Annotated in this window: 15 protein-coding genes; 6 read left to right on the top strand and 9 right to left on the bottom strand. The window is 63.9% G+C overall.

The window, feature by feature from the left end:
* Positions 1 to 167 precede the first annotated feature (167 nt).
* Together GFD18_RS07225 and GFD18_RS07220 are read left to right on the top strand one after the other, a co-directional pair.
* Positions 168 to 1,436 carry an MFS transporter gene (locus tag GFD18_RS07225; protein WP_163200249.1) on the top strand — a complete coding sequence of 423 codons (1,269 nt, stop codon included), beginning with the start codon at positions 168 to 170 and terminating at the stop codon, positions 1,434 to 1,436.
* Between the two features lie 962 nt (positions 1,437 to 2,398).
* On the top strand, positions 2,399 to 4,165 hold the full coding sequence (locus GFD18_RS07220) for an aryl-sulfate sulfotransferase (protein WP_225432965.1): 1,767 nt from the start codon (positions 2,399 to 2,401) through the stop codon (positions 4,163 to 4,165).
* 175 nt (positions 4,166 to 4,340) lie between these two features.
* Here GFD18_RS07220 and guaB read toward each other — a convergent pair whose 3' ends face one another.
* The 4 genes from guaB to GFD18_RS07200 all read right to left on the bottom strand — a co-directional run bounded on the left by guaB (position 4,341) and on the right by GFD18_RS07200 (position 8,503).
* The gene (gene guaB, locus GFD18_RS07215) at positions 4,341 to 5,885 is read right to left on the bottom strand and encodes an IMP dehydrogenase (RefSeq protein ID WP_163200248.1); all 1,545 of its coding nucleotides are present in this window, start codon (positions 5,883 to 5,885) and stop codon (positions 4,341 to 4,343) included.
* Between the two features lie 66 nt (positions 5,886 to 5,951).
* A complete protein-coding gene (locus GFD18_RS07210) occupies positions 5,952 to 6,503 on the bottom strand; it encodes a DUF1129 domain-containing protein (protein WP_163200247.1) in 552 nt (183 codons plus the stop codon).
* 87 nt (positions 6,504 to 6,590) lie between these two features.
* Positions 6,591 to 7,796 (bottom strand): MraY family glycosyltransferase, encoded by a 1,206-nt coding sequence (locus GFD18_RS07205; protein WP_163200246.1) that lies wholly within the window; start codon positions 7,794 to 7,796, stop codon positions 6,591 to 6,593.
* Positions 7,793 to 8,503: an L-threonylcarbamoyladenylate synthase gene (locus tag GFD18_RS07200; protein ID WP_163200245.1), complete on the bottom strand. Its 711-nt coding sequence runs from the start codon at positions 8,501 to 8,503 to the stop codon at positions 7,793 to 7,795. The genes GFD18_RS07205 and GFD18_RS07200 overlap by 4 nt, the downstream gene beginning before the upstream one ends.
* A gap of 148 nt (positions 8,504 to 8,651) precedes the next feature.
* On the opposite strand from GFD18_RS07200, the gene GFD18_RS07195 reads away from it, so the two are divergent.
* Positions 8,652 to 9,323 (top strand): sugar O-acetyltransferase, encoded by a 672-nt coding sequence (locus tag GFD18_RS07195; RefSeq protein ID WP_163200244.1) that lies wholly within the window; start codon positions 8,652 to 8,654, stop codon positions 9,321 to 9,323.
* On the opposite strand, the gene prmC is transcribed toward GFD18_RS07195, so the two are convergent.
* The 4 genes from prmC to GFD18_RS07175 form a co-directional block, all read right to left on the bottom strand.
* Complete coding sequence (gene prmC / locus GFD18_RS07190; RefSeq protein ID WP_163200309.1) at positions 9,311 to 10,195, bottom strand: peptide chain release factor N(5)-glutamine methyltransferase; 885 nt, start codon at positions 10,193 to 10,195, stop codon at positions 9,311 to 9,313. The genes GFD18_RS07195 and prmC overlap by 13 nt on opposite strands.
* Before the next feature lie 168 nt (positions 10,196 to 10,363).
* Positions 10,364 to 11,455, bottom strand: a complete 1,092-nt coding sequence (prfA, locus tag GFD18_RS07185) for a peptide chain release factor 1 (protein ID WP_163200243.1) — start codon at positions 11,453 to 11,455, stop codon at positions 10,364 to 10,366.
* A gap of 122 nt (positions 11,456 to 11,577) precedes the next feature.
* A complete protein-coding gene (gene rpmE / locus GFD18_RS07180; protein WP_100510783.1) occupies positions 11,578 to 11,790 on the bottom strand; it encodes a 50S ribosomal protein L31 in 213 nt (70 codons plus the stop codon).
* 141 nt (positions 11,791 to 11,931) lie between these two features.
* Complete coding sequence (locus GFD18_RS07175) at positions 11,932 to 13,563, bottom strand: PucR family transcriptional regulator (RefSeq protein ID WP_163200242.1); 1,632 nt, start codon at positions 13,561 to 13,563, stop codon at positions 11,932 to 11,934.
* Positions 13,564 to 13,744: 181 nt separating this feature from the next.
* Here GFD18_RS07175 and GFD18_RS07170 point away from each other — a divergent pair, with 181 nt between their 5' ends.
* From GFD18_RS07170 to GFD18_RS07160, 3 genes are all read left to right on the top strand, one after another.
* The gene (locus GFD18_RS07170) at positions 13,745 to 15,166 is read left to right on the top strand and encodes an APC family permease (RefSeq protein WP_204314002.1); all 1,422 of its coding nucleotides are present in this window, start codon (positions 13,745 to 13,747) and stop codon (positions 15,164 to 15,166) included.
* 143 nt (positions 15,167 to 15,309) lie between these two features.
* Positions 15,310 to 16,644 carry a 4-aminobutyrate--2-oxoglutarate transaminase gene (gene gabT, locus GFD18_RS07165; protein WP_163200241.1) on the top strand — a complete coding sequence of 445 codons (1,335 nt, stop codon included), beginning with the start codon at positions 15,310 to 15,312 and terminating at the stop codon, positions 16,642 to 16,644.
* A 152-nt stretch (positions 16,645 to 16,796) separates the two neighbouring features.
* Positions 16,797 to 17,936 (top strand): 4-hydroxybutyrate dehydrogenase, encoded by a 1,140-nt coding sequence (locus tag GFD18_RS07160; protein ID WP_163200240.1) that lies wholly within the window; start codon positions 16,797 to 16,799, stop codon positions 17,934 to 17,936.
* A gap of 6 nt (positions 17,937 to 17,942) precedes the next feature.
* Here GFD18_RS07160 and GFD18_RS07155 read toward each other — a convergent pair whose 3' ends face one another.
* Positions 17,943 to 18,782 carry a potassium channel family protein gene (locus GFD18_RS07155; protein ID WP_225432964.1) on the bottom strand — a complete coding sequence of 280 codons (840 nt, stop codon included), beginning with the start codon at positions 18,780 to 18,782 and terminating at the stop codon, positions 17,943 to 17,945.
* Between the last annotated feature and the right edge of the window lie 103 nt (positions 18,783 to 18,885).

Raw genomic sequence — 18,885 nt, 5'->3', positions numbered from 1 at the left:
GAAGGAAGGGAAGGGCGTGTGATGCGAGACCGTAGGCTAGCGCCCGGCTTGACCGGGCGCGGGGCCGAACGGCCTTGAGTGTGTCGCGCATTACACGCCCTGACCGACCGTCCATCCCAAAACTTCACATGAATAACCAGCAACTCAAGGAAGAGGAGAAAAGGAAAATGACCACTGCAACAGTGAATCCGACTCCCGCAAACACCAAGTCGGAGAAGTGGCGCTATGTCGGCGGCTTCATGGCCTTCGCCGTGCTGTCCGGCGTCGCGTTCTTCGGCACCATGTCGGTGCTGGTCCCGCAGCGTCTGCGTGCGGACCTCGGCATGGGCGCCACCGAATCGACCGCGGCCCTCGGCGCCATCAACTCGGCCGGTTCGATCGCCTCGATCTTCATCGCGCTGTTCATCGGCGCGCTCTCCGATCGCACCGCCAGCCGTTGGGGCAAGCGCACCCCGTGGATCTTCACCGGTGCATTCATCTACGGCATCTGCTTCTGGTCGCTGAGCCGTCCGTCCACCGCCGTGCTCATCGGCATCTTCTACGTCATCGCCCTTATCGGCCTGAACATGGTGCAGGCTCCTATCTACGCGTTGATCTCCGACCGTGTTGAGGAATCCAACCGCGCCACCGTCTCCGCTGCCATCGGTGGCGGCGGCGTGATCGGCCAGGGCATTGGCACCCTCATCGGCTCCCGCTTCATCGAGAACGTCGAGGTCGGCTTCATCTGCACTGGTCTGTGCGCCCTCGCCGCCGGTGTGCTCGCCGTGGTCATCACCCCGAAGGAGCCGTCCTCCAAGGACATGGTGAAGGACACCTCCAAGCCGATGTGGAAGGTCATCGTCGAGTCCCTCACCCCGCCGCTGAAGGATTGCGGCGACTTCTACCGTGCGTTTATCTGCCGTACCTGCCTCATCGTCGCCTATCAGATGATCTTCAGCTACCAGCTGTACATCCTGACCGACCACATCGGTGAGAGCACCAAGCAGGCCGCCGTCTCCATGTCCGTGATCTCCGTGCTCACCATGGTCGCCTCGATGGTCGCCTCCCTGATCTCCGGCCCGATCGCCGACGCCCTCCACCGCCGCAAGGCCCCGATCGCTGTCGCCTGCGCCGTGTTCGCCATCGGTCTGGCCATGCCGTGGATCTTCCCGACCCAGATGGGTATGTTCCTCTTCGGCGGCATCGCCTCCTTCGGTTACGGCATGTACCTCTCCGTCGATCAGGCCCTGAACGTCGACGTGCTGCCGAACAAGGAGACCGCCGGCAAGGACCTCGGCTTCATGAACATCGCCACCTGCGCCGGCCAGGCCATCGGTGTGGCGATCACCTCCAGCATCGTCGCCGCCACCGGCTCCTACAACATCGTGTTCCCGACCGCCATCGCCATGGCCGCGATCGCCGCGATCGCCGTCCTCGGCATCAAGCGAGTCAAGTAACACCAACCCGTTGCCGCCCCGGCAAGGTCGGGGCGGCAATCCCAACCATAATCCTTACCGTTTCCGTCCATCCCTCCCCCAGGCCCTGCAGCCCAAAAGGCAGCAGGGCCTTTTTCATGCTCGCCGACGGCATCGGTACATGCAGACTTCCCAAGGTTTCACTCCCCAGCCCATCCAAAACCCCACGAATCGTTCAATATCAACACCGCGCAGGTAGCGGCGATGTCCGCAATATGCAGCATCGCATTCTCGCGGATTCTTCGGCACAATCCACGAGAATCATGCTGATTGTGTTGGATTGCGTTGCAAATCGGTGATTTTGCGACGCAATCCATGAAAATCACGGTGGTTTTGATGGATTGCGTCACGAAACCGTCGATTTGCAACGTAGTCCATCAAGATTCGGCTGTCATGATTTTGGGATCGTTGGAATCATGCGGTTTTAATGGATCAGCAAATACAAGCGTGATGGATTGCGTCACAATTTGGGCGAAATGCGACGCAATCCATTGGAATCATCCCGTTTTTGATGGACCACGGTGCGATAAAGGCGAAATGCGGCGTAATCCATCATGATGCGATGCAACGCCATGGATTGCGGAAGATTATTCGGACAGGCAACGGAATCCTTGAGTAACGGCGGCCCGAGCCCAGGGAACCGGCAAGGCGACGGTCGACGGCGAACAATCAACGCGCAAAACAGCGAATATCATCCTCAGGGATGATTGCGGGAGTTCGCACGCGGCTTTCAGGTTCGCTCCAGATTCGATGGAGACGACACCCGTAGATTGAAGACATTCCGCACATGCAACCGTCTGGTAGGACTCATCCGGCATGGTCGTACGAAGGCCGTCGCCCAGCATGATCGTTCGGCAGGACCGTCTGTCATGGTCGCTCCCCGGTCGTTCGGCACGATTACCCGACTTGGCATGCGCGCAATCGTTTTCGTCGAAAGGCCCATCATGCAGTCCATCGCGCAAGCCATCAGATCGCGTCTGCCCCGGCAATCCCAACCATCCCGACAGACCTCGACCCGGGATTCGCAACCGTCATCAACCACCAGCCGTGCCAGCGTCCGCACCCGCCGCACCATGCAGACCGTGTGCAGCGCCGTCGTCGCCGTCGCCATGGCCGCGACGGTCGGTATCGTCGCGTTCTCCTCGCAGCGGGCGGCCGCGACAACCAGTGCCGGCGCCGACATCGAGAAGATATACACCGAGGAATATCAGACGGCGGCGCAGACCAAACTCGACGAAAAGAAATCGTCCGGCACATGGACGGCCGACCACATGCTGGTGGAGAACAATCCGTACGGCACCAACACCACGTCGCTGTACGTGTATTTCAAGACCGACGACATCGTCAAGGTCTCCTATACGGTGAGCGCTCCGAAGACCGACTACCCCGACTTCTCCGCCACGCCGTCGGGCGGCGACAGCTACGCCACCGTGCATGAGTTCCAGGTGCTCGGCCTGATTCCCGGCGAGGACAACACCGTCACCATCACGATGACCAAGCGGGACGGCAGCAGCACCACACGCACCATCCACCGCAAGGCGCCGGCCACCATCGGCGGCGAGCAGGTCCAGCTCGACCATTCCGTCACCGAAACGGGAACGCAGACCGAATACGCCGGCACGATGGGCAACGGTCTGTACGCGGTGCTCGGCAACGACAGCAACGAACAGGACCTCATCTACCTGTACGACGACTACGGCGTGCTGCGCGGCGAGATCCCCATCCTCTACTATCGTGCGCAGAGACTCGTCTTCAAGGACGGGCTCATGTACTACAGCGCGTCCACACACGACATCGTGGCGATGAACAGGCTCGGACGCATCGAGAAGTTCTACAACCTCGGCAGCCGGTACATCCTTCACCACGACTACGTGTTCGACGACGACGGCAACCTGCTCGTGCTCGCCACCGACATGAAGGGCAATTCCGTGCAGGACAAGGTCGTGCGCGTGAACCTCGCCACCGGCAAGACCACGCTGGCCGTCGACATGGGCACGCTCATGGCGTCGTACAAGGCCGGCACCAAACATGACGCCGACGCCAAGGCCACCTCGACCGACAGCGGCTCCGACTCATGGGATTGGATCCATCTCAACACCATCCAGTACGTGAGCGACGACGACAGCATCATCGTCAGTTCGCGCGAGACGTCGTCGGTCATCAAGATCGACGACGTGAGCTCCAAGCCGACGCTCAAGTACATCATCGGCGAGGAGACGTTCTGGCAGGGCACCGACTACGCGAAGTACAACCTCACCAAGATCGGCGACTTCCCCAGTTCGGGCGGCCAGCACACGGTGACGTATGTGAAGGACGATTCGCTGCCCGACGGACAGTACTACATCTACATGTTCAACAACAACGGCGGCGTGAGCTCGACGACCGACTACGACTGGTCGCAGATCCCCGGCATGGTGACGGAGCTGGCGTCTCAGGACACGAGCAACAAATCGTACTTCCAGAAGTACCTCGTCGACGAGAAGGCGGGCACGTACAAGCTGGTCAAGCGGTTCGCGGTGCCGTATTCGGGCTACATCAGCAGCGCCGAGGAGTATTCGGACGGCACGATCGTCACCGAGTCGGGCATCAAGGGCACATGGGGCGTGTACAACGCCGACGGCACGCTGCTGCGCGACTACACGATGAAGATCAACAGCGCGTTCATCTACCGCGTGTTCAAGTACGATTTCAAGGGATTCTGGTTCGCGTAGCGACGTGGAACCACCCATACGAATACAAGATACGGGCGAATAACCCCGATACCCGGAATCCACGGTGTCTTTCGTTCGTTTTCACAGCGAGAAACGAACGAAAGACACCGTAAACACACAAGGGCCTCTCCCACAAGCGGGAGAGGCCCTTGTCATGCCGATATCAGACGGATGATCAGCTGTGGAAGCCGGTGTAGTTCGGGGCTTCCTTGGTCATCACGATGTCGTGCGGGTGGGATTCACGCAGCGCGGCGTCGGTGATGCGGATGAACTTGCCCTTCGACTGCAGCTCGGGGATGTTGTGGGCACCGACGTAGAACATCGTCTGGTGCAGGCCGCCGACCAGCTCGTACAGCACGTAGTTGAGCGGTCCGCGGTAGGGCACCTGGCCTTCGACGCCTTCCGGCACGACCTTGTCGGCGGTGGTGACGTCGGCCTGGAAGTAGCGGTCCTTGGAGTAGGACTTCTTGCCACGCGGGGCCATGGCGCCGAGGGAGCCCATGCCACGGTAGATCTTGTACTGCTTGCCGTGCAGGAGCACCTTCTCGCCCGGAGCCTCCTCGCAGCCGGCGAGCAGGCCGCCGAGCATCACGGAGTCGGCGCCGGCCACGAGGGCCTTGCCGATGTCGCCGGAGTAGTGGATGCCGCCGTCGGCGATGCACGGAACGTCGAATTCCTTGCAGGCGCGGGAGGCCTCGTACACGGCGGTGAGCTGCGGGACGCCGACGCCGGCGACCACGCGGGTGGTGCAGATGGAGCCGGGGCCCACACCGACCTTGACGGCGTCAACGCCGGCCTCGATCATGGCCTTGGCGCCGTTGTAGGTGGCGATGTTGCCGCCGATGATCTGCACACCGTCGAAGGCGCGGTCGGCCTTGATGCGACGGATCATGTCGAGGGCCAGACGGGCCTCGCCATTGGCGGTGTCGACGACGAGCACGTCCACGCCAGCCTCCATGAGGGCGGTGGCACGCTGCCAGGCGTCGCCGAGGAAGCCGATGCCGGCGGCCACGCGCAGACGGCCCTGCTCGTCCTTGGTGGCGTCCGGGTACTGCTCGGTCTTCACGAAGTCCTTCACCGTGATCAGGCCGGCGAGCTTGCCGTTGCCGTCGATGAGCGGGAGCTTCTCGACCTTGTGCTGGGCGAGCAGACGGTGGGCGTCCTCCTTGGAGATGTCGGCCGGACCGGTGATGAGGTTCTCCTTGGTCATCACATCGGAGACGCGGAGGCTGTCGTAGTCGTCGGGGTTCACGAAACGCATGTCGCGGTTGGTGATGATGCCGACCAGATGATCGTCCTTGTCGACGACCGGCAGGCCGGAGACGTGGTAGGCGGCGCACAGCTTGTCGAGGTCGGTCAGCGTGGCATCGGGCTGCACGGTGAGCGGGTCGGAGATCATGCCGGACTCGCTGCGCTTGACGATATCGACCTGGTTGGCCTGATCCTCGATGCTGAGGTTGCGGTGAATGACGCCGATACCGCCGTTACGGGCCATGGCGATGGCCATCTGGGCTTCGGTGACCGTATCCATGGCGGAGGAGAGCACCGGGGACTTCATGGTGATCTCGCGCGTCAGGCGGGTCGAGGTATCGACTTCGGAGGGAATGACGTCCGTCTCGTTGGGGAGCAACAGAACGTCATCATAGGCCAGACCAAGCTGCTGGAATGGAGTGGCGAGCGGTTTGTAAGTGGACTCTTGTTCTGAAGTGTTAGAAGCCATAGATTTACTCTATAGGCGTGCGTAGACCTCATTACCATTTCGTGTCTCGGACACGAAATCGACGTCTCAGTCCTCGAAACGATCGCGCTTCGGCGGGTCGACATACGGAACGCGCGACGTGGCCGCCGTATGGATCTCCGCGGCGAGCACGATGGCCGCGCCGATCAGCAGGAACACGGCGCACAGCTTGGGGTCGAGCCACTGTGCGTCCTTGATGCCCAGCAGCACCGCCACGACGATGCCGACCTTGATCATCCAGCCGAGCAGGAACCATGTCAGATATGCGGCGGGGCGCAGATGCAGTCGGCTAAGCACCGACACCAGCACCGGGTTCGACAGGCAGAACAGGATGACCGCGACCAGTGCCATGACCGCCGACCAGATGCCGTGCAGGCCGGAGAACATGTAGCCGGCTATGGCGCTGACCACGGCGAAGACGCCGATGAACAGCAGGCTCTGATAGATCGCGCGGTACATGAGCTGCCAGACGGTCTCCTCCCCCACACGCGGCGGCTTGTGGAACAGTCCGTGGCCCTTCGCGCTTTCGGCGCCGGCCGTCGCGTCGTTCGGAGTCTCCGTACGCGGGGTCTTGTCGGTGAGGTTCGTTTCGTCGCTCATATTCGCTCTCTTTTCTTCCCGTTGTCCGTCAGTTATCCGTCATGCTTGGTCGTGCGTATGATTCGTGCCGCCGTATGCGGCCTGCGGTCACTGGAGCCTGCCGTGCTTTCCGGTAGACACCGTATCCGTGCTGTGTTTCGGCCGGCCCATGTTCTCCCTGGCCGGGTCGCGCGATGCGGCCAGCGCCGCGTTCTCCGCGCGCAGCTCCGGTATACGCCTACGAAAATACGGGTAGAGCGTGGCGAATGTCAAGACCACGGTGGCGATGGCGAATCCGATGAGGACGTACTTCACGGGGAAGAACAGCACCATGATGGACCCGAAGGATATGAGCGCGGCCCAGCCCCACAGAATCAGCACGGCGCCCTGCACGGTGTGTCCGATGCGCAGCATGCGGTGATGCAGGTGCATGCGGTCGGGGTGCATGGGCGACTGGCCCTTCGCAAGACGCCGCGTGATGGCGAGGCACATGTCGAGCACCGGCAGGAACAGCACGAGGATCGGCAGCAGGATCGGCATGAACACCGGCAGGTAGATGCTGGCGTGGATGGTGGTCGGGTCGAGACGGCCGGTCATCACGATGGAGGCGCAGGTGACGAGATAGCCGAGCAGCATGGAGCCGGAATCGCCCATGAACAGCTTGGCGGGATGCCAGTTGTGCAGGATGAAGCCGATGCAGATGCCGACCAGCGCCACGTCGATCATGGTGGCCATCGAGGCGTAGCTCGGCGAATTGCGCGCGATGATGTACGAATATATGGCGAAGGCGACGCCGCCGATGGCGACGATGCCCGAGGAGAGGCCGTCAAGGCCGTCTACGAAGTTCACGGCGTTGATGGACGCCACGATGAGGATGGCGGTGATGGCCATCGACATGCTCGGCGAGGCCGCGACCAGGGAGCCGAACGGCAGCGACACCACCTGCAGTCCGCCCCATGCCACGAACACGGAGATGATGAGCTGTCCGGCGAGCTTGAGCATCCAGTCGAGGTCCCACCGGTCGTCGCATACGCCGAGCAGGCATATGAGCACGGCGCCTATGGTGATGACCCATGGCTGCATGGTGTTATGGAACAGCCCGCGCGTCAACGACAGCTTGCTGGCGAAGCACATGGCGACCACGAAGCCGAGCATCATGCCCACGCCGCCCATGCGCGGGGTCGGCACGGTGTGCACGTCGCGCGCACGGACCTCGCCCACCGCGCCGAATTCGATGGCCAGATGGCGAATCAGCGGCGTGAGCAGGAACGTGGCGCCGCCCGCTATGGCGGCGATGAACAGATAGACCCTCATACGCGTTCCCCTCCGTCCTCGTCATGGTTGTCGATGTCATGGTTTTCGATACGCCGGCCGGCCGTCATATGCAACGCCTGGCGGATGCGGCTCTGGTCGATGACGCCCTCGCGCAGGATCGCGATGCCATCGCGGCCGTGGATGTCCGCGGCCACCACTGTACTCGACAACGGCCCCGGCGTGGGACCTCCGTCAAGGTACAGCGACACGGAGTCGCCCAGCGCATCGGCGGCCTGTTGCGCGGTCTGGGCCGAATCGCCGCCGGAAAGATTGGCGCTCGACGCGGCGAGCGGCCCGGTGGCACGCAGGATGCGCAGCGTATCGGACGAATCGGGTACGCGGATGCCCTGCGTACGGCTCGGATGCGCGTTCGGGTCGACGCGGACGGTCGCTAGCGGGCATTCGTCGCGCGCCACGCAGATCGGCGAGAACGCGCCGGGCAGGAATCGGCGGGACAGCCTGTCGAGAGGCACGGGAAGGTCGAGCGCGTAGCCGGCGAGCTCGTCGACGGACGAGAACAGCACCTGCAGGGATTTGGCCGCGGGACGATGCTTGGCGGCGAAGATCTTCGCCACGGCATCGGGGTTCCTCGGATCGCAGGCGACGCCGTACACCGTGTCGGTGGGCACCACGATGATCTCGCCGGCACTGATCGCCTCGGCGGCCAATCGCAATGACTCTTCGTCAATCGGCATGATTCGGGCCATATGTTCCTCCCGTGTCTTTAAGCCTCACCATTGCACCACTGCGTGCCGACGATGGGCGGGAACACCCGTCGATTCATGAATTATGATACGTTATGAACGTTCTAATGAGAGCGCACACATACATATTGCATATACAAGGAAGTGCATAATGAGCGAAGAAGCCCAGTCCACGGTCCCACCGATTGAACCGCGCACGCCGCGTGCCAGCGAGCGCGAGGAGATGCTCGCCGGCAAGCTGTACGACGCGTCCGATGCCGAACTCGTCGAGCTGCGCAAGAAGGCCGGCGACCTGTGCACGAGGTTCAACGCGCTGTCGCGCAACGACGAGAAGACCCGCGCCGAAGTATTGGACGAATTGCTGCCGAACCACGGCAAGGGCCTGGACGTGATGGGGCCGGTGTTCTTCGACTACGGCATTCACACGACGATCGGCGAGCGCGTGTTCGCGAACTTCAATTTCACCGTGCTGGATTGCGCACCGGTGACGATCGGCGACGACGTGCTGTTCGGACCGAACGTGTCGCTGCTGCCGCCGATGCATCCGCTGCGATGGCAGGACCGCAACGTGCGCCAGCGTGAGGATGGCAGTTTTTATGATTATGAATACGGCGAACCTATCGTCATCGGTTCGAACTGCTGGTTCGGCGGCAATGTGACGGTGCTGGGCGGCGTGACCATCGGCGACGGCTGCGTGATCGGCGCCGGAGCCGTGGTGACGAAGGACATCCCCGCGAATTCGGTGGCCGTCGGCAATCCGGCCCGTGTGATCAAGACCATCACCGACAAGGACGCCAGCGTACATCAGGATTACGCGCAGTAGACCGCGAACAGGTAGCGCGGTCGGCCGGTGAGGTCGTTGCCGGTGCGGGCTTCGGCGAATCCGTGCGCGGCGGCGTATGCGCGCAGCGCCTCGCCCTGCGAGATGTCGTGTTCCATGACGAGCGCGCCGCCGTCACGCAGCAGCGCCGCCGAACGGTCGATGATGCGTTCGGGGATGCGCAGTCCGTCCGCCGACCCGCCGTATAAAGCGAGATTGGGATCGTGGTCACGGACTTCGGGCTGTTCCGGCACGTCGGTTTCGGGGATGTACGGCGGATTGGATATGACCAGGTCGATGGTGCCGTCGAGGTCGCGCAGCGTGGAGGCGGCCGTGGCGTCGCCAAGCGTGAGATGGTACCGCCCGTCCACGCCCGGATGGTCGGCGATCACGCGGAGACGGTTGCGTTCCGTCCATGCGTAGGTGGTTTCGCTCAGCTCGACGGCCCACACCTCGCTGTCGGGAATCTCGCTGGCGACGGACAGGCCGATGGCGCCGCTGCCGGCGCACAGATCCACAACGCGCGGATGGCCGATTTCATGCCCGGAGAGCCAGTCAAGTCCGGACTGCACCAAGGTTTCGGTCTCCGGCCTGGGGATGAACACCCCGGGACCGACTTCCATATCGAGATAGCGGAACGGGGCGAGGCCGGTGATGTATTGCAACGGCTCGCGTTCGGCGCGACGCGAGACCATCGCGTCGAACGAGTCCCCGTCGAAGGGAAGGGTGTCACCGAGCAGCATCGCCTTGTCCACGTCGCGCGGCTGGACGCCGGCCGCATGCGCGAGCAGCAGCTTTGCATCGAAGGCCGGTGTGTCGATGCCCGCCGCCGACAGCCGGCGTGCGGCGGAGCGTAGCGTTTCGGCGACATCCATGCGTTCAGCCACGACGGCGGCACCTCCTCTCGGTCTCGCTTCGCGAGCCGGCTCCCCTTCTGAGGAGAGCCGTCATCGAATTCCTCCATCAGGCTTCCCTCAATATTGAGGGAAGCCGACCATCTCAGGCGGTCTGAGGAGAGTTATCCCCAGATCCGTCATACTCCGTCACTGCTTGTCGGCGGCGGCGAGGCGGGCGGCCTCGTCGGCCTGGATGTCGGAGTCGATGACGGCCTGCAGATCGCCGTCGAGCACCTGGTCGAGGTTGTACGCCTTGTAGTTGGTGCGATGATCGACGATGCGGTTCTCGGGGAAGTTGTAGGTGCGGATGCGCTCGGAACGGTCGAGCGAACGCACCTGCGAATGACGCATGTCAGCGGCCTCGGCGGCCTCCTGCTCGTGCTTCATGGCCAGCAGGCGGCTCTTGAGCACGCGCAGCGCGGCGGCGCGGTTCTGGATCTGCGACTTCTCGTCCTGCATGCTCACCACGATGCCGGTGGGGATGTGCGTCATGCGCACGGCGGAGTACGTGGTGTTCACGGACTGGCCACCGGGGCCGGAGCTCATGAAGATGTCGATCTTGAGGTCCTTCTGGTCGATCTGGATCTCATCGTCGTCGTCATCGGCCTCAGGGAACACGATGACGCCGGCGGCCGACGTCTGGATGCGGCCCTGCGATTCGGTGACGGGCACTCGCTGCACGCGGTGCACGCCGCCCTCGTACTTGAGCGACGCCCATACGCCGTCGGCGGGAGCCACGGCGCCCTTGGCGCGGATGGCCACCTGCACGTCCTTGACTCCGCCGAGCTCGGTGCCGTTCTGGCTCTGGATCTCGGTCGCCCAGCCTCTACGCTCGGCATAGCGCATGTACATGCGCAGCAGGTCGCCGGCGAACAACGCGGCCTCCTCGCCGCCGGCGCCGGCCTTGATCTCCATGATGGTGTCGCGCGCATCGTCGGGATCGCGCGGAATCAGCGCGGTGCGCAGCTTTTCGCGGGCGTCGGGAATCTCCGCTTCAAGACGCTTGGCCTCCTCGGCGAAGTCCGGGTCCTCGGCGGCCATCTCCTTGGCGGCCTCATAGTCGTCGTTCAGCGACGCGTAACGCTGGTACGCGGAGACGATAACGCTCAGTTCGGCGTGACGACGGCCGAGCTTGCGCATCTTATCGGGGTTGGAGGCCACCTCGGGCTGGCTCATCTCCTGCTCGATGCGGTGGTACTCCTCCAATGCGGTCTTCGCCGCGGGGAACTCTTCTGCCATGATCGCCTTTTCTATAGGGAAGTCGTCTATCGGGAAGTCTTGGTAGGTCTTTTCAAGCATACAAAAACGCCAGCCCGTGGCGGAAACGAGCGTTTCCGCACGGACTGGCGTTGCAACGTCTGCTACTTGGCCTTCTTGCCGTAACGCTTCTCGAAGCGGGCCACGCGACCGCCGGTGTCCAGAATCTTCTGCTTGCCGGTGTAGAACGGGTGGCACTTCGCGCACACATCGGCCGTGATATGGCCGGAGGTGACGGTGGAGCGGGTGACGAAGGTGTTGCCGCACGAGCACACAACCTCGGTCGGCACGTATTCGGGGTGGATACCCTTCTGCATAGTTAACTCCTAAGGATCTATTTCAGGACCGGGTCGCCACGCCCCTACGGCGCAACGTGAACCGGAACCTTCGAGATTATACGCGGGTGGACGGACGAACGCAAAACGACGACGGGCCCGACGCCGGGCCGCCGCCGCACCCTACTTTCCGCCGCGGCCCGAGGCCGTACCGCCGAAACGGGTGAACCGGCATGCGTACCAGAGTTCGGCGACCGTCTGCGGGTCGGCGAGGTCGACGGAAAGGGCCTTGGATATCCTCGCCATGTATTTCGTGACGGTGTGACGGTGCAGACCGAGCGTGCGGGCGACTTCCTCCGCGCGCCCCCGGCAGCGCAGCCATGTGCGCAGCACATCCACGGCATGCAGCGTCATGCCGGCACCGGAACCGTCGGCGGACGTCTTCCTCCCCGACGAACGCGTGTTCTCGCCATGGGGACCGACCGACAGGTTGAACTCAAGCGCCGAGATCGGCGCGAGCTTGAGGTCGGCGAAGGCGCGCATCTTGGATGGCTCCACCATGTTCTCCAGCGACCCTCCGCCTTCGGACTGGCCGTATCGCAGCGACTGCTCGCCCGAGGTCATGGCCTCGGACGCCGCCTGGTACGCCTCGTGGCGGGCGCGGGGCAGATCGCGCCAGATGCATCCCGACGACTGGCCGATGACCACACGCGAGTCACGCAGCAGGCTGGCCATCCACTCCCCCGCATTCGACTGCGAGACCACGGCCCAGAAATCGCCCTCGATCATGCCGAACACCGCCGGATTCATGTTCTTGGCCAGCGACTTCCTGAAAGGCTCGAACAGGCGCTGGGCCGCCTCCAGGGCCTCCTGCTCGCCGGTGACGCGCAGCACGGCGAGCGGTTCGGCAGGCATGCCGTCCCACAGGTCGGATGCGTACGGACGCACCATCTCCGCGCCGCCTTCCAGGCATTGGCGCACCATGGCGGAACGCAGGCGCCCCAACGCACGGTTGGCATCGGCGGAGCTGCTGATCGCCAGCGACAGCAGGGCGGCCGCCTGCGCGACCAGAGGATGGTCGAGCGTGCCCTTCTCGCCGCGGTATCCGGCAACCAGATAGCCGAGCGTCTGGCCGGCCGGGGAGACTATATGGAACACGGCGATGTCGTAGCCGCGCATGGCCACGAACTTCGCCTCGCCGAGCGTGCTGAACGTGAGGGTGTCGCCGAGCGCGGATATCTCGATGGGCAGGAACCGATGAGACGACTCGACGACGGCGCCGGCGGGGTTGAGCAGCGCGGCCCAGCCTCCGATGAGCTCGGCGGTCCTGGAGATGATGGTGCTCACCGGGTCGAGCGTGTGCACGGAGCGCATGAGCTGCTGCTGGTTGCGGTACAGGCGCGCGAACCCCTGCTGCTTGCTGTCGGCGACGCCGCGCGAGATGGCCTTGGTGATGGCGATGAACGAGATTTCCAGCGGCACGGAGAACAACGGCATGTCGCTCATCTCGCACTGCCTGACCAGCCATTCGGGGATGTCCGCATGGTGGACGCCCACGCCGAATCCGATGCCGCGAATGCCGATGTCGGCCAGGCGGGCCACATACCGGCGGAATCGCTCGTCCGGCTCGGTCTCGGGCATGAGCAGTCCGGTCAGCAGCAGCAGTTCGCCTCCCTCGAGGTACGGCGTCGGATCGGCGGACTCGGAGGAATGCACCCAGGAGATTGGCGTGTCAATGGCTCCGGCGGCCCCCTCCACCACCAGGGAAAGCTTCAGCGAGCGCTGTTCCAACAACGTGTTGAGGGTGATCGGCATGGTTCATATCATATCAATCGATATACGACGCCGGTCAATCGTTTTCACTACGAAATACACAATCGTGGCCGACATGTCCACATTTCCGCTCTATTTACTCCAGTACGTCCATAACATGGCGATTTTCGGGAAATTATCTTGAGAGCCAACGAACGCAGACCACGAAACGAAAAGAGCCCCCATGACCACGCCGAACATGACAGCACAACGCCTCCAACCGCAGTCGATGGCGACCGCAGCCGCCAACATCCTCGACTCCGCCAAGCCCGCCGAGCCGGCGCTCAAGCGCACGATGGGACTGCGTTCCGTCGTCCTGCTGGGCCTCGCCTACATGTGCCCGATCATCGTGCTCGGCACGTTCGGCGTGATCGCCGCCGCCTCGCACGGCGCCACCGCCATGAGCTACACGGCCGCCACGATCGCCATGCTGTTCACGGCCGGCAGCTACGGCCGCATGGCCGTGCTCCACCCCGAGGCCGGCAGCGCCTACACATACGTGGGCAAGACGATCAGCCGCAAGCTCGGCTTCCTCGTCGGCTGGGCGGTGCTGCTCGACTACATGTTCCTGCCCATGGTGGTATGGCTGATCGGCGCCTCCTATCTCTCCGCGCAGTTCCCCGCCGTGCCGATCTGGGCATGGGTGCTCGGCTTCATCGTGCTGACCACGGGCATCAACATCGTGGGTCTGAGCGTGGCCGACAAGGTCAACTTCGCGCTCATGTCGTTCCAGGCGGTCGTCATCGTCGTGTTCGTCGCCCTGTCCATCCGCTCCGTGCTCGGCGGCACGGGCGCGGCCACGCTGGTGACCGCCGACCCGTTCATCGGCCAGGGATCCTCCCTTTCCGCAGTGGTCGCCGGCGGCGCCATCGCAGCCTACTCCTTCCTCGGATTCGACGCCGTCACCACGCTGAGCGAGGAGACGAAGAACCCGAAGAAGACCATGCCCCGCGCCATCCTGCTCATCGCCGCGGTCGGCGGCCTCATCTTCATCGCCGTCTCCTACTTCACCCAGCTGGTGCACCCCGGCGGCGCGTTCATCGACGAGTCCTCCGCGGCCTACGAGATCGCCGCGCAGATCGGCGGCAACCTGTTCACCTCCGTGTTCATCGCCGGCCTGTGCTTCGGCCAGTTCACCTCCGGCATCGCCACGCAGGCCAGCGCCTCCCGCCTGCTGTACGTGATGGGCCGCGACGGCGTGCTGCCCAAGAAGTTCTTCGGCCGCCTCAGCGCGAAGTTCGACACCCCGGTCCCCTCCATCCTGCTCGTCGCCGCCGTGGGCCTGATCGCCATGTTCCTCGACGTGGCCACCTCCACCTCGTTCGTCAACTTCGGCGCCTTCACCTCGTTCACCCTCGTCAACGTCTGCGTGATCGTGGCCTACGCCAAGGCCGATGCCGAAACCCGCAGGGAGTACTTCTCCGGCGGCGTGCTGCGCAACATCCTCCTGCCGATCCTCGGTGCGCTGTTCTGCCTCTACCTGCTCGTGCACCTCGACGTCCACGCCCTCGTGCTCGGCCTGTCCTGGCTGGTCATCGGCGTGGTGATCCTCGCCGTGCTCACCAAGGGCTTCAGGCACGACCCGCCCGAGTACACGCACGACTGAGTACACGCACGACTGACCGGCCGGTCCCAGAGCCAACCATCAACACTTGGCCCGCCGCACAGCTGCAGCAAACCGCGCGGCGGGCCACCAAACCAAACACAATCAGACATCGAATTTTTTCATCAATCAGAAAGGAAACAACCATGTCAGTCCCTCAGGTCGCCCGTAAGATCGCAACCGCCATCCCCGGCCCGAAGTCCCAGGCCCTCGAAGAGGAGCACAAGCAGTACGTGAGCGCCGGCGTCGGCCAGCTCATGCCGGTCTTCGCGGAAAGCGCCTCCGGCGCCACCATCACCGACGTGGACGGCAACCGCTTCATCGATCTCGCCTCCGGCATCGCCGTGACCGGCGTGGGCAACTGCGCCCCCGAGGTCGTCAAGGCCGTGCAGGACGAGGTCGCCAAGCTCACCCACACGAACTTCGCCACCACCCCGTACGCCAACTACATCGAGGTGTGCAAGAAGCTCGCCGAGCACACGCCGGGCGACTTCGCCAAGAAGAGCGTTCTCGTGAACTCCGGCGCCGAAGCCGTGGAGAACGCCATCAAGATCGCCCGCAAGTACACGGGCCGCTCCGCCGTCGTGGTGATGGAGAACGCCTTCCACGGCCGCACCAACCTGACCATGGCCATGACCACCAAGTCCATGCCGTACAAGCAGGGCTTCGGCGCCTTCGCCCCCGACATCTACCGCGTGCCGTTCAGCTACCCGCTGCGTGACGGCTTCGGCTCCGACGGCGCCGCCGCCGCGAAGGCCGCCGCCTCGAAGATCGAACTGCTGGTGGGCCACGAGAACGTCGCCGCCATCATCGCCGAGCCCGTCCAGGGCGAGGGCGGCTTCATCGTCCCGGCCCCCGGCTTCCTCTCCGGCCTGGCCGACTGGGCCCACGAGCACGACGTGCTCTACATCTCCGACGAGATCCAGGCCGGCTTCTGCCGCACCGGCAAGTGGTTCGCCTGCGAGTACGACGGCGTGACCCCGGACCTCATCACCACCGCCAAGGCCCTGGGCGGCGGCATGCCGATCGCCGCGGTCACCGGCCGCGCCGAGATCATGGACAGCGTGCAGGCCGGCGGCATCGGCGGCACCTACGGCGGCAACCCCGTCTCCTGCGCCTCCGCCCTCGCGGCCGTCAAGCTCATGGAGGACAAGGACCTGCCGGCCCGCGCCGCCCACATCGGCGAGCTGGCCGACGCCGCCCTCAAGCCGCTGGTCGACGAGCTCGACACCGTGGCCGAGGTCCGTGGACTCGGCGCCATGATCGGCATCGAGTTCGTCAAGCCCGGCTCCCTCGAACCGAACAAGGAGCTGGTCGGCCGCATCGCCAAGCGCACCGTGCAGGAGGGCCTCATCGTGCTCACCTGCGGCATCAACGGCAACGTCATCCGCCTGCTGCCGACCCTGACCATCACCGACGAGGAGTTCGGCGAGGCGCTCGACGTCCTCAAGGAGATCATCACCGAGGAAAGCGCCAAGTAAGTCAGGCGTCCCAACCGCGACACCCGCGACAACGAATGGCGTCGGCCGGAGGCCAGAGGAATCGGTCTCCGGCCGACGCCGTCTCCGGCGGCGGAAGCCGCCATATCATCGTATTGACCACCGGTCGATTCCATATATAAAAGGACATCATCATGAAACTGCTTACCGTCGGACCGAAGGACATCTTCAAGTTCCCCACCGTCGAAGCGTTCGCCAGGGAGTTCGAGCTCGGCGAGAGGGACCTCGTCGTCAGCATCGAGATGATCTACGAGAAGTTCCTCAAGCCGTATCTCAACGGCGCGAACGTGCTGCTCGTCGACAAGTACGGCAACCAGGAACCCACCGACGTGATGATCGACGAGATCATCGCCGACGCCGGCAAGTTCGACTACGACCGCATCGTCGCCATCGGCGGCGGCGCCGTCATGGACATGTCGAAGATCGTGGCCGTGGCCGGCGGCGCCAGCATCGACGACGTCATCGACCATCTGCCCGACTTCAAGCGCAAGGTCGGACTCGTGCTCATCCCCACCACCTGCGGCACCGGCAGCGAGGTCACCGAGATCGCGGCCATCAACCGCACGCGCCTCGGCTGCAAGGCCGGCATCGCGGGCCCCGAGATGTTCGCCGACCATGCCGTGCTCATCCCCGAGCTGCTGTACGGTCTGCCCGACCACGTGTTCATGACCAGCTCGCTCGACGCGCTCGTCCACTCCGTGGAATCCACGCTCTCGCCGAACTCCACGCCGTACACGAAGCTGTTCGGCTACGAGGCCATGAAGACCATCCTCAACGGCTACAAGGCCATCGTCGAGGCCGGCGAGCCGGGCAGCGAGGAGCGCCGCGCCAAGCGCAACGAGCTCATGGACGACTTCCTCATCGCCTCCGACTACGCGGGCATCAGCTTCGACACCGGCGGCTGCGCGGCCGTGCACGCGCTGAGCTACCAGCTGGGCGGCAAGTACCATGTGCCGCACGGCGAATCCAACTACGCGATGTTCACCGGCGTGCTGCGCAACTACATGGAGGTCAAGTCCGACGGCGAGATCGCGAGGCTCAACGCCGTCATCGCCGACGTGCTCGGCTGCGACGTGGCCGATGTGTACGACGAGATGGAGAACCTCATCAACCAGCTGCTGCCGAAGAAGGCGCTGCACGAGTACGGCGTGACCCGCGAGGACCTGCCCGAGTTCACCGAGCGCGTGATGACCACGCAGGAGCGTCTGATGCGCAACAACTTCGTGCCGCTCGACGCCGACCGCGTCCGCAAGATCTTCGAGGAGCTGTACTAGGCGACACTAGTCCCGCAAGCTCCCGCCATCGCGAGAATCCCCCCTGGCCCTCTCTTCGGAGAGGGCCTTCTGCGCTTCGGCGAGTTGCGAGGCGAGCATGTCGATCTTGGCCTCGAGGCGGGCGGCGCGCTCGTCGTCGTGGCGGCTGTCCTCGTCGAGCTCACGGTTCACGCCCGCCTGCAGCTGCTTTGCAAGATTCGCCTGGTTGCCAACGGCCACGCGCTCCATGATCCATGAGGCCACCATGGCGGAGACCACGCCGATGAGCGTGATGCCGCCGAGCATGAGCGCCGCCGCGATGAGCCTCCCCTGCCAGGTGACCGGCGCGTAGTCGCCGTAGCCCACCGTGGTCATCGTGACGAACGACCACCATACGGCGTCGCCGAAATCGTCGATCTGCCGGTGCGGCGCATACCGTTCCACGTCGTAGATGGCCAACGACCCGACGTATATCATCATCGACACCGCGCCGATCACGTAGACGGTGATCCGGCCGCGCAACGCCATGCCCGACGTGCGGTTGAGCATCTTGAGCACCATGAACAGGCGCAGCAGCCGAAGCGGCCGCAATACGGGCAGCACCACCGACGCCAGGTCGAACAGGTGGCGGAAGAACCACAGCTGCCGGTTCTCCGCCAGCACCAGCGACACCACGTAATCGACGACGAACAGCGCCCAGATGACGTTCATGACGATTTCGGTGGGCATCGTGTTCTCCGGCCGCGCCAGCACCTGATACGAATACACGACGAGGAACACCACGGCCGCGGCCGTCATCGGCCATTCCGTGCGCCTGCGCCATTGTTCCAGCGTCATCGACGGGAACGTCGTCGTTCTGTCGGTCATGATTCCAGCGTAGCCGAACGACGACATGGGCATCCGTGCATCGGCGATTCACACAGTATTGAACAAAAGTTCATTGAATAAAATGGACATTTGTAAAAATCGG

This window comes from Bifidobacterium saimiriisciurei (genome assembly GCF_010667655.1).
Classification (GTDB): domain Bacteria; phylum Actinomycetota; class Actinomycetes; order Actinomycetales; family Bifidobacteriaceae; genus Galliscardovia; species Galliscardovia saimiriisciurei.
The sequence above is the reverse complement of the archived record's forward strand: the minus strand, read 5'-3'. Positions and strand labels throughout refer to the sequence as shown.

Coding starts and splice junctions, on each gene's coding strand:
- GFD18_RS07200 (WP_163200245.1), bottom strand. CDS start 8,503: ATGGCCCGAATCATGCCGATTGACGAAGAGTCATTGCGATTGGCCGCC.
- GFD18_RS07210 (WP_163200247.1), bottom strand. CDS start 6,503: ATGAGCGACGAAACGAACCTCACCGACAAGACCCCGCGTACGGAGACT.
- GFD18_RS07175 (WP_163200242.1), bottom strand. CDS start 13,563: ATGCCGATCACCCTCAACACGTTGTTGGAACAGCGCTCGCTGAAGCTT.
- GFD18_RS07225 (WP_163200249.1), top strand. CDS start 168: ATGACCACTGCAACAGTGAATCCGACTCCCGCAAACACCAAGTCGGAG.
- prmC (WP_163200309.1), bottom strand. CDS start 10,195: ATGGATGTCGCCGAAACGCTACGCTCCGCCGCACGCCGGCTGTCGGCG.
- rpmE (WP_100510783.1), bottom strand. CDS start 11,790: ATGCAGAAGGGTATCCACCCCGAATACGTGCCGACCGAGGTTGTGTGC.
- guaB (WP_163200248.1), bottom strand. CDS start 5,885: ATGGCTTCTAACACTTCAGAACAAGAGTCCACTTACAAACCGCTCGCC.
- prfA (WP_163200243.1), bottom strand. CDS start 11,455: ATGGCAGAAGAGTTCCCCGCGGCGAAGACCGCATTGGAGGAGTACCAC.
- GFD18_RS07170 (WP_204314002.1), top strand. CDS start 13,745: ATGACCACGCCGAACATGACAGCACAACGCCTCCAACCGCAGTCGATG.
- GFD18_RS07195 (WP_163200244.1), top strand. CDS start 8,652: ATGAGCGAAGAAGCCCAGTCCACGGTCCCACCGATTGAACCGCGCACG.
- GFD18_RS07155 (WP_225432964.1), bottom strand. CDS start 18,782: ATGACCGACAGAACGACGACGTTCCCGTCGATGACGCTGGAACAATGG.
- GFD18_RS07220 (WP_225432965.1), top strand. CDS start 2,399: ATGCAGTCCATCGCGCAAGCCATCAGATCGCGTCTGCCCCGGCAATCC.
- GFD18_RS07160 (WP_163200240.1), top strand. CDS start 16,797: ATGAAACTGCTTACCGTCGGACCGAAGGACATCTTCAAGTTCCCCACC.
- gabT (WP_163200241.1), top strand. CDS start 15,310: ATGTCAGTCCCTCAGGTCGCCCGTAAGATCGCAACCGCCATCCCCGGC.
- GFD18_RS07205 (WP_163200246.1), bottom strand. CDS start 7,796: ATGAGGGTCTATCTGTTCATCGCCGCCATAGCGGGCGGCGCCACGTTC.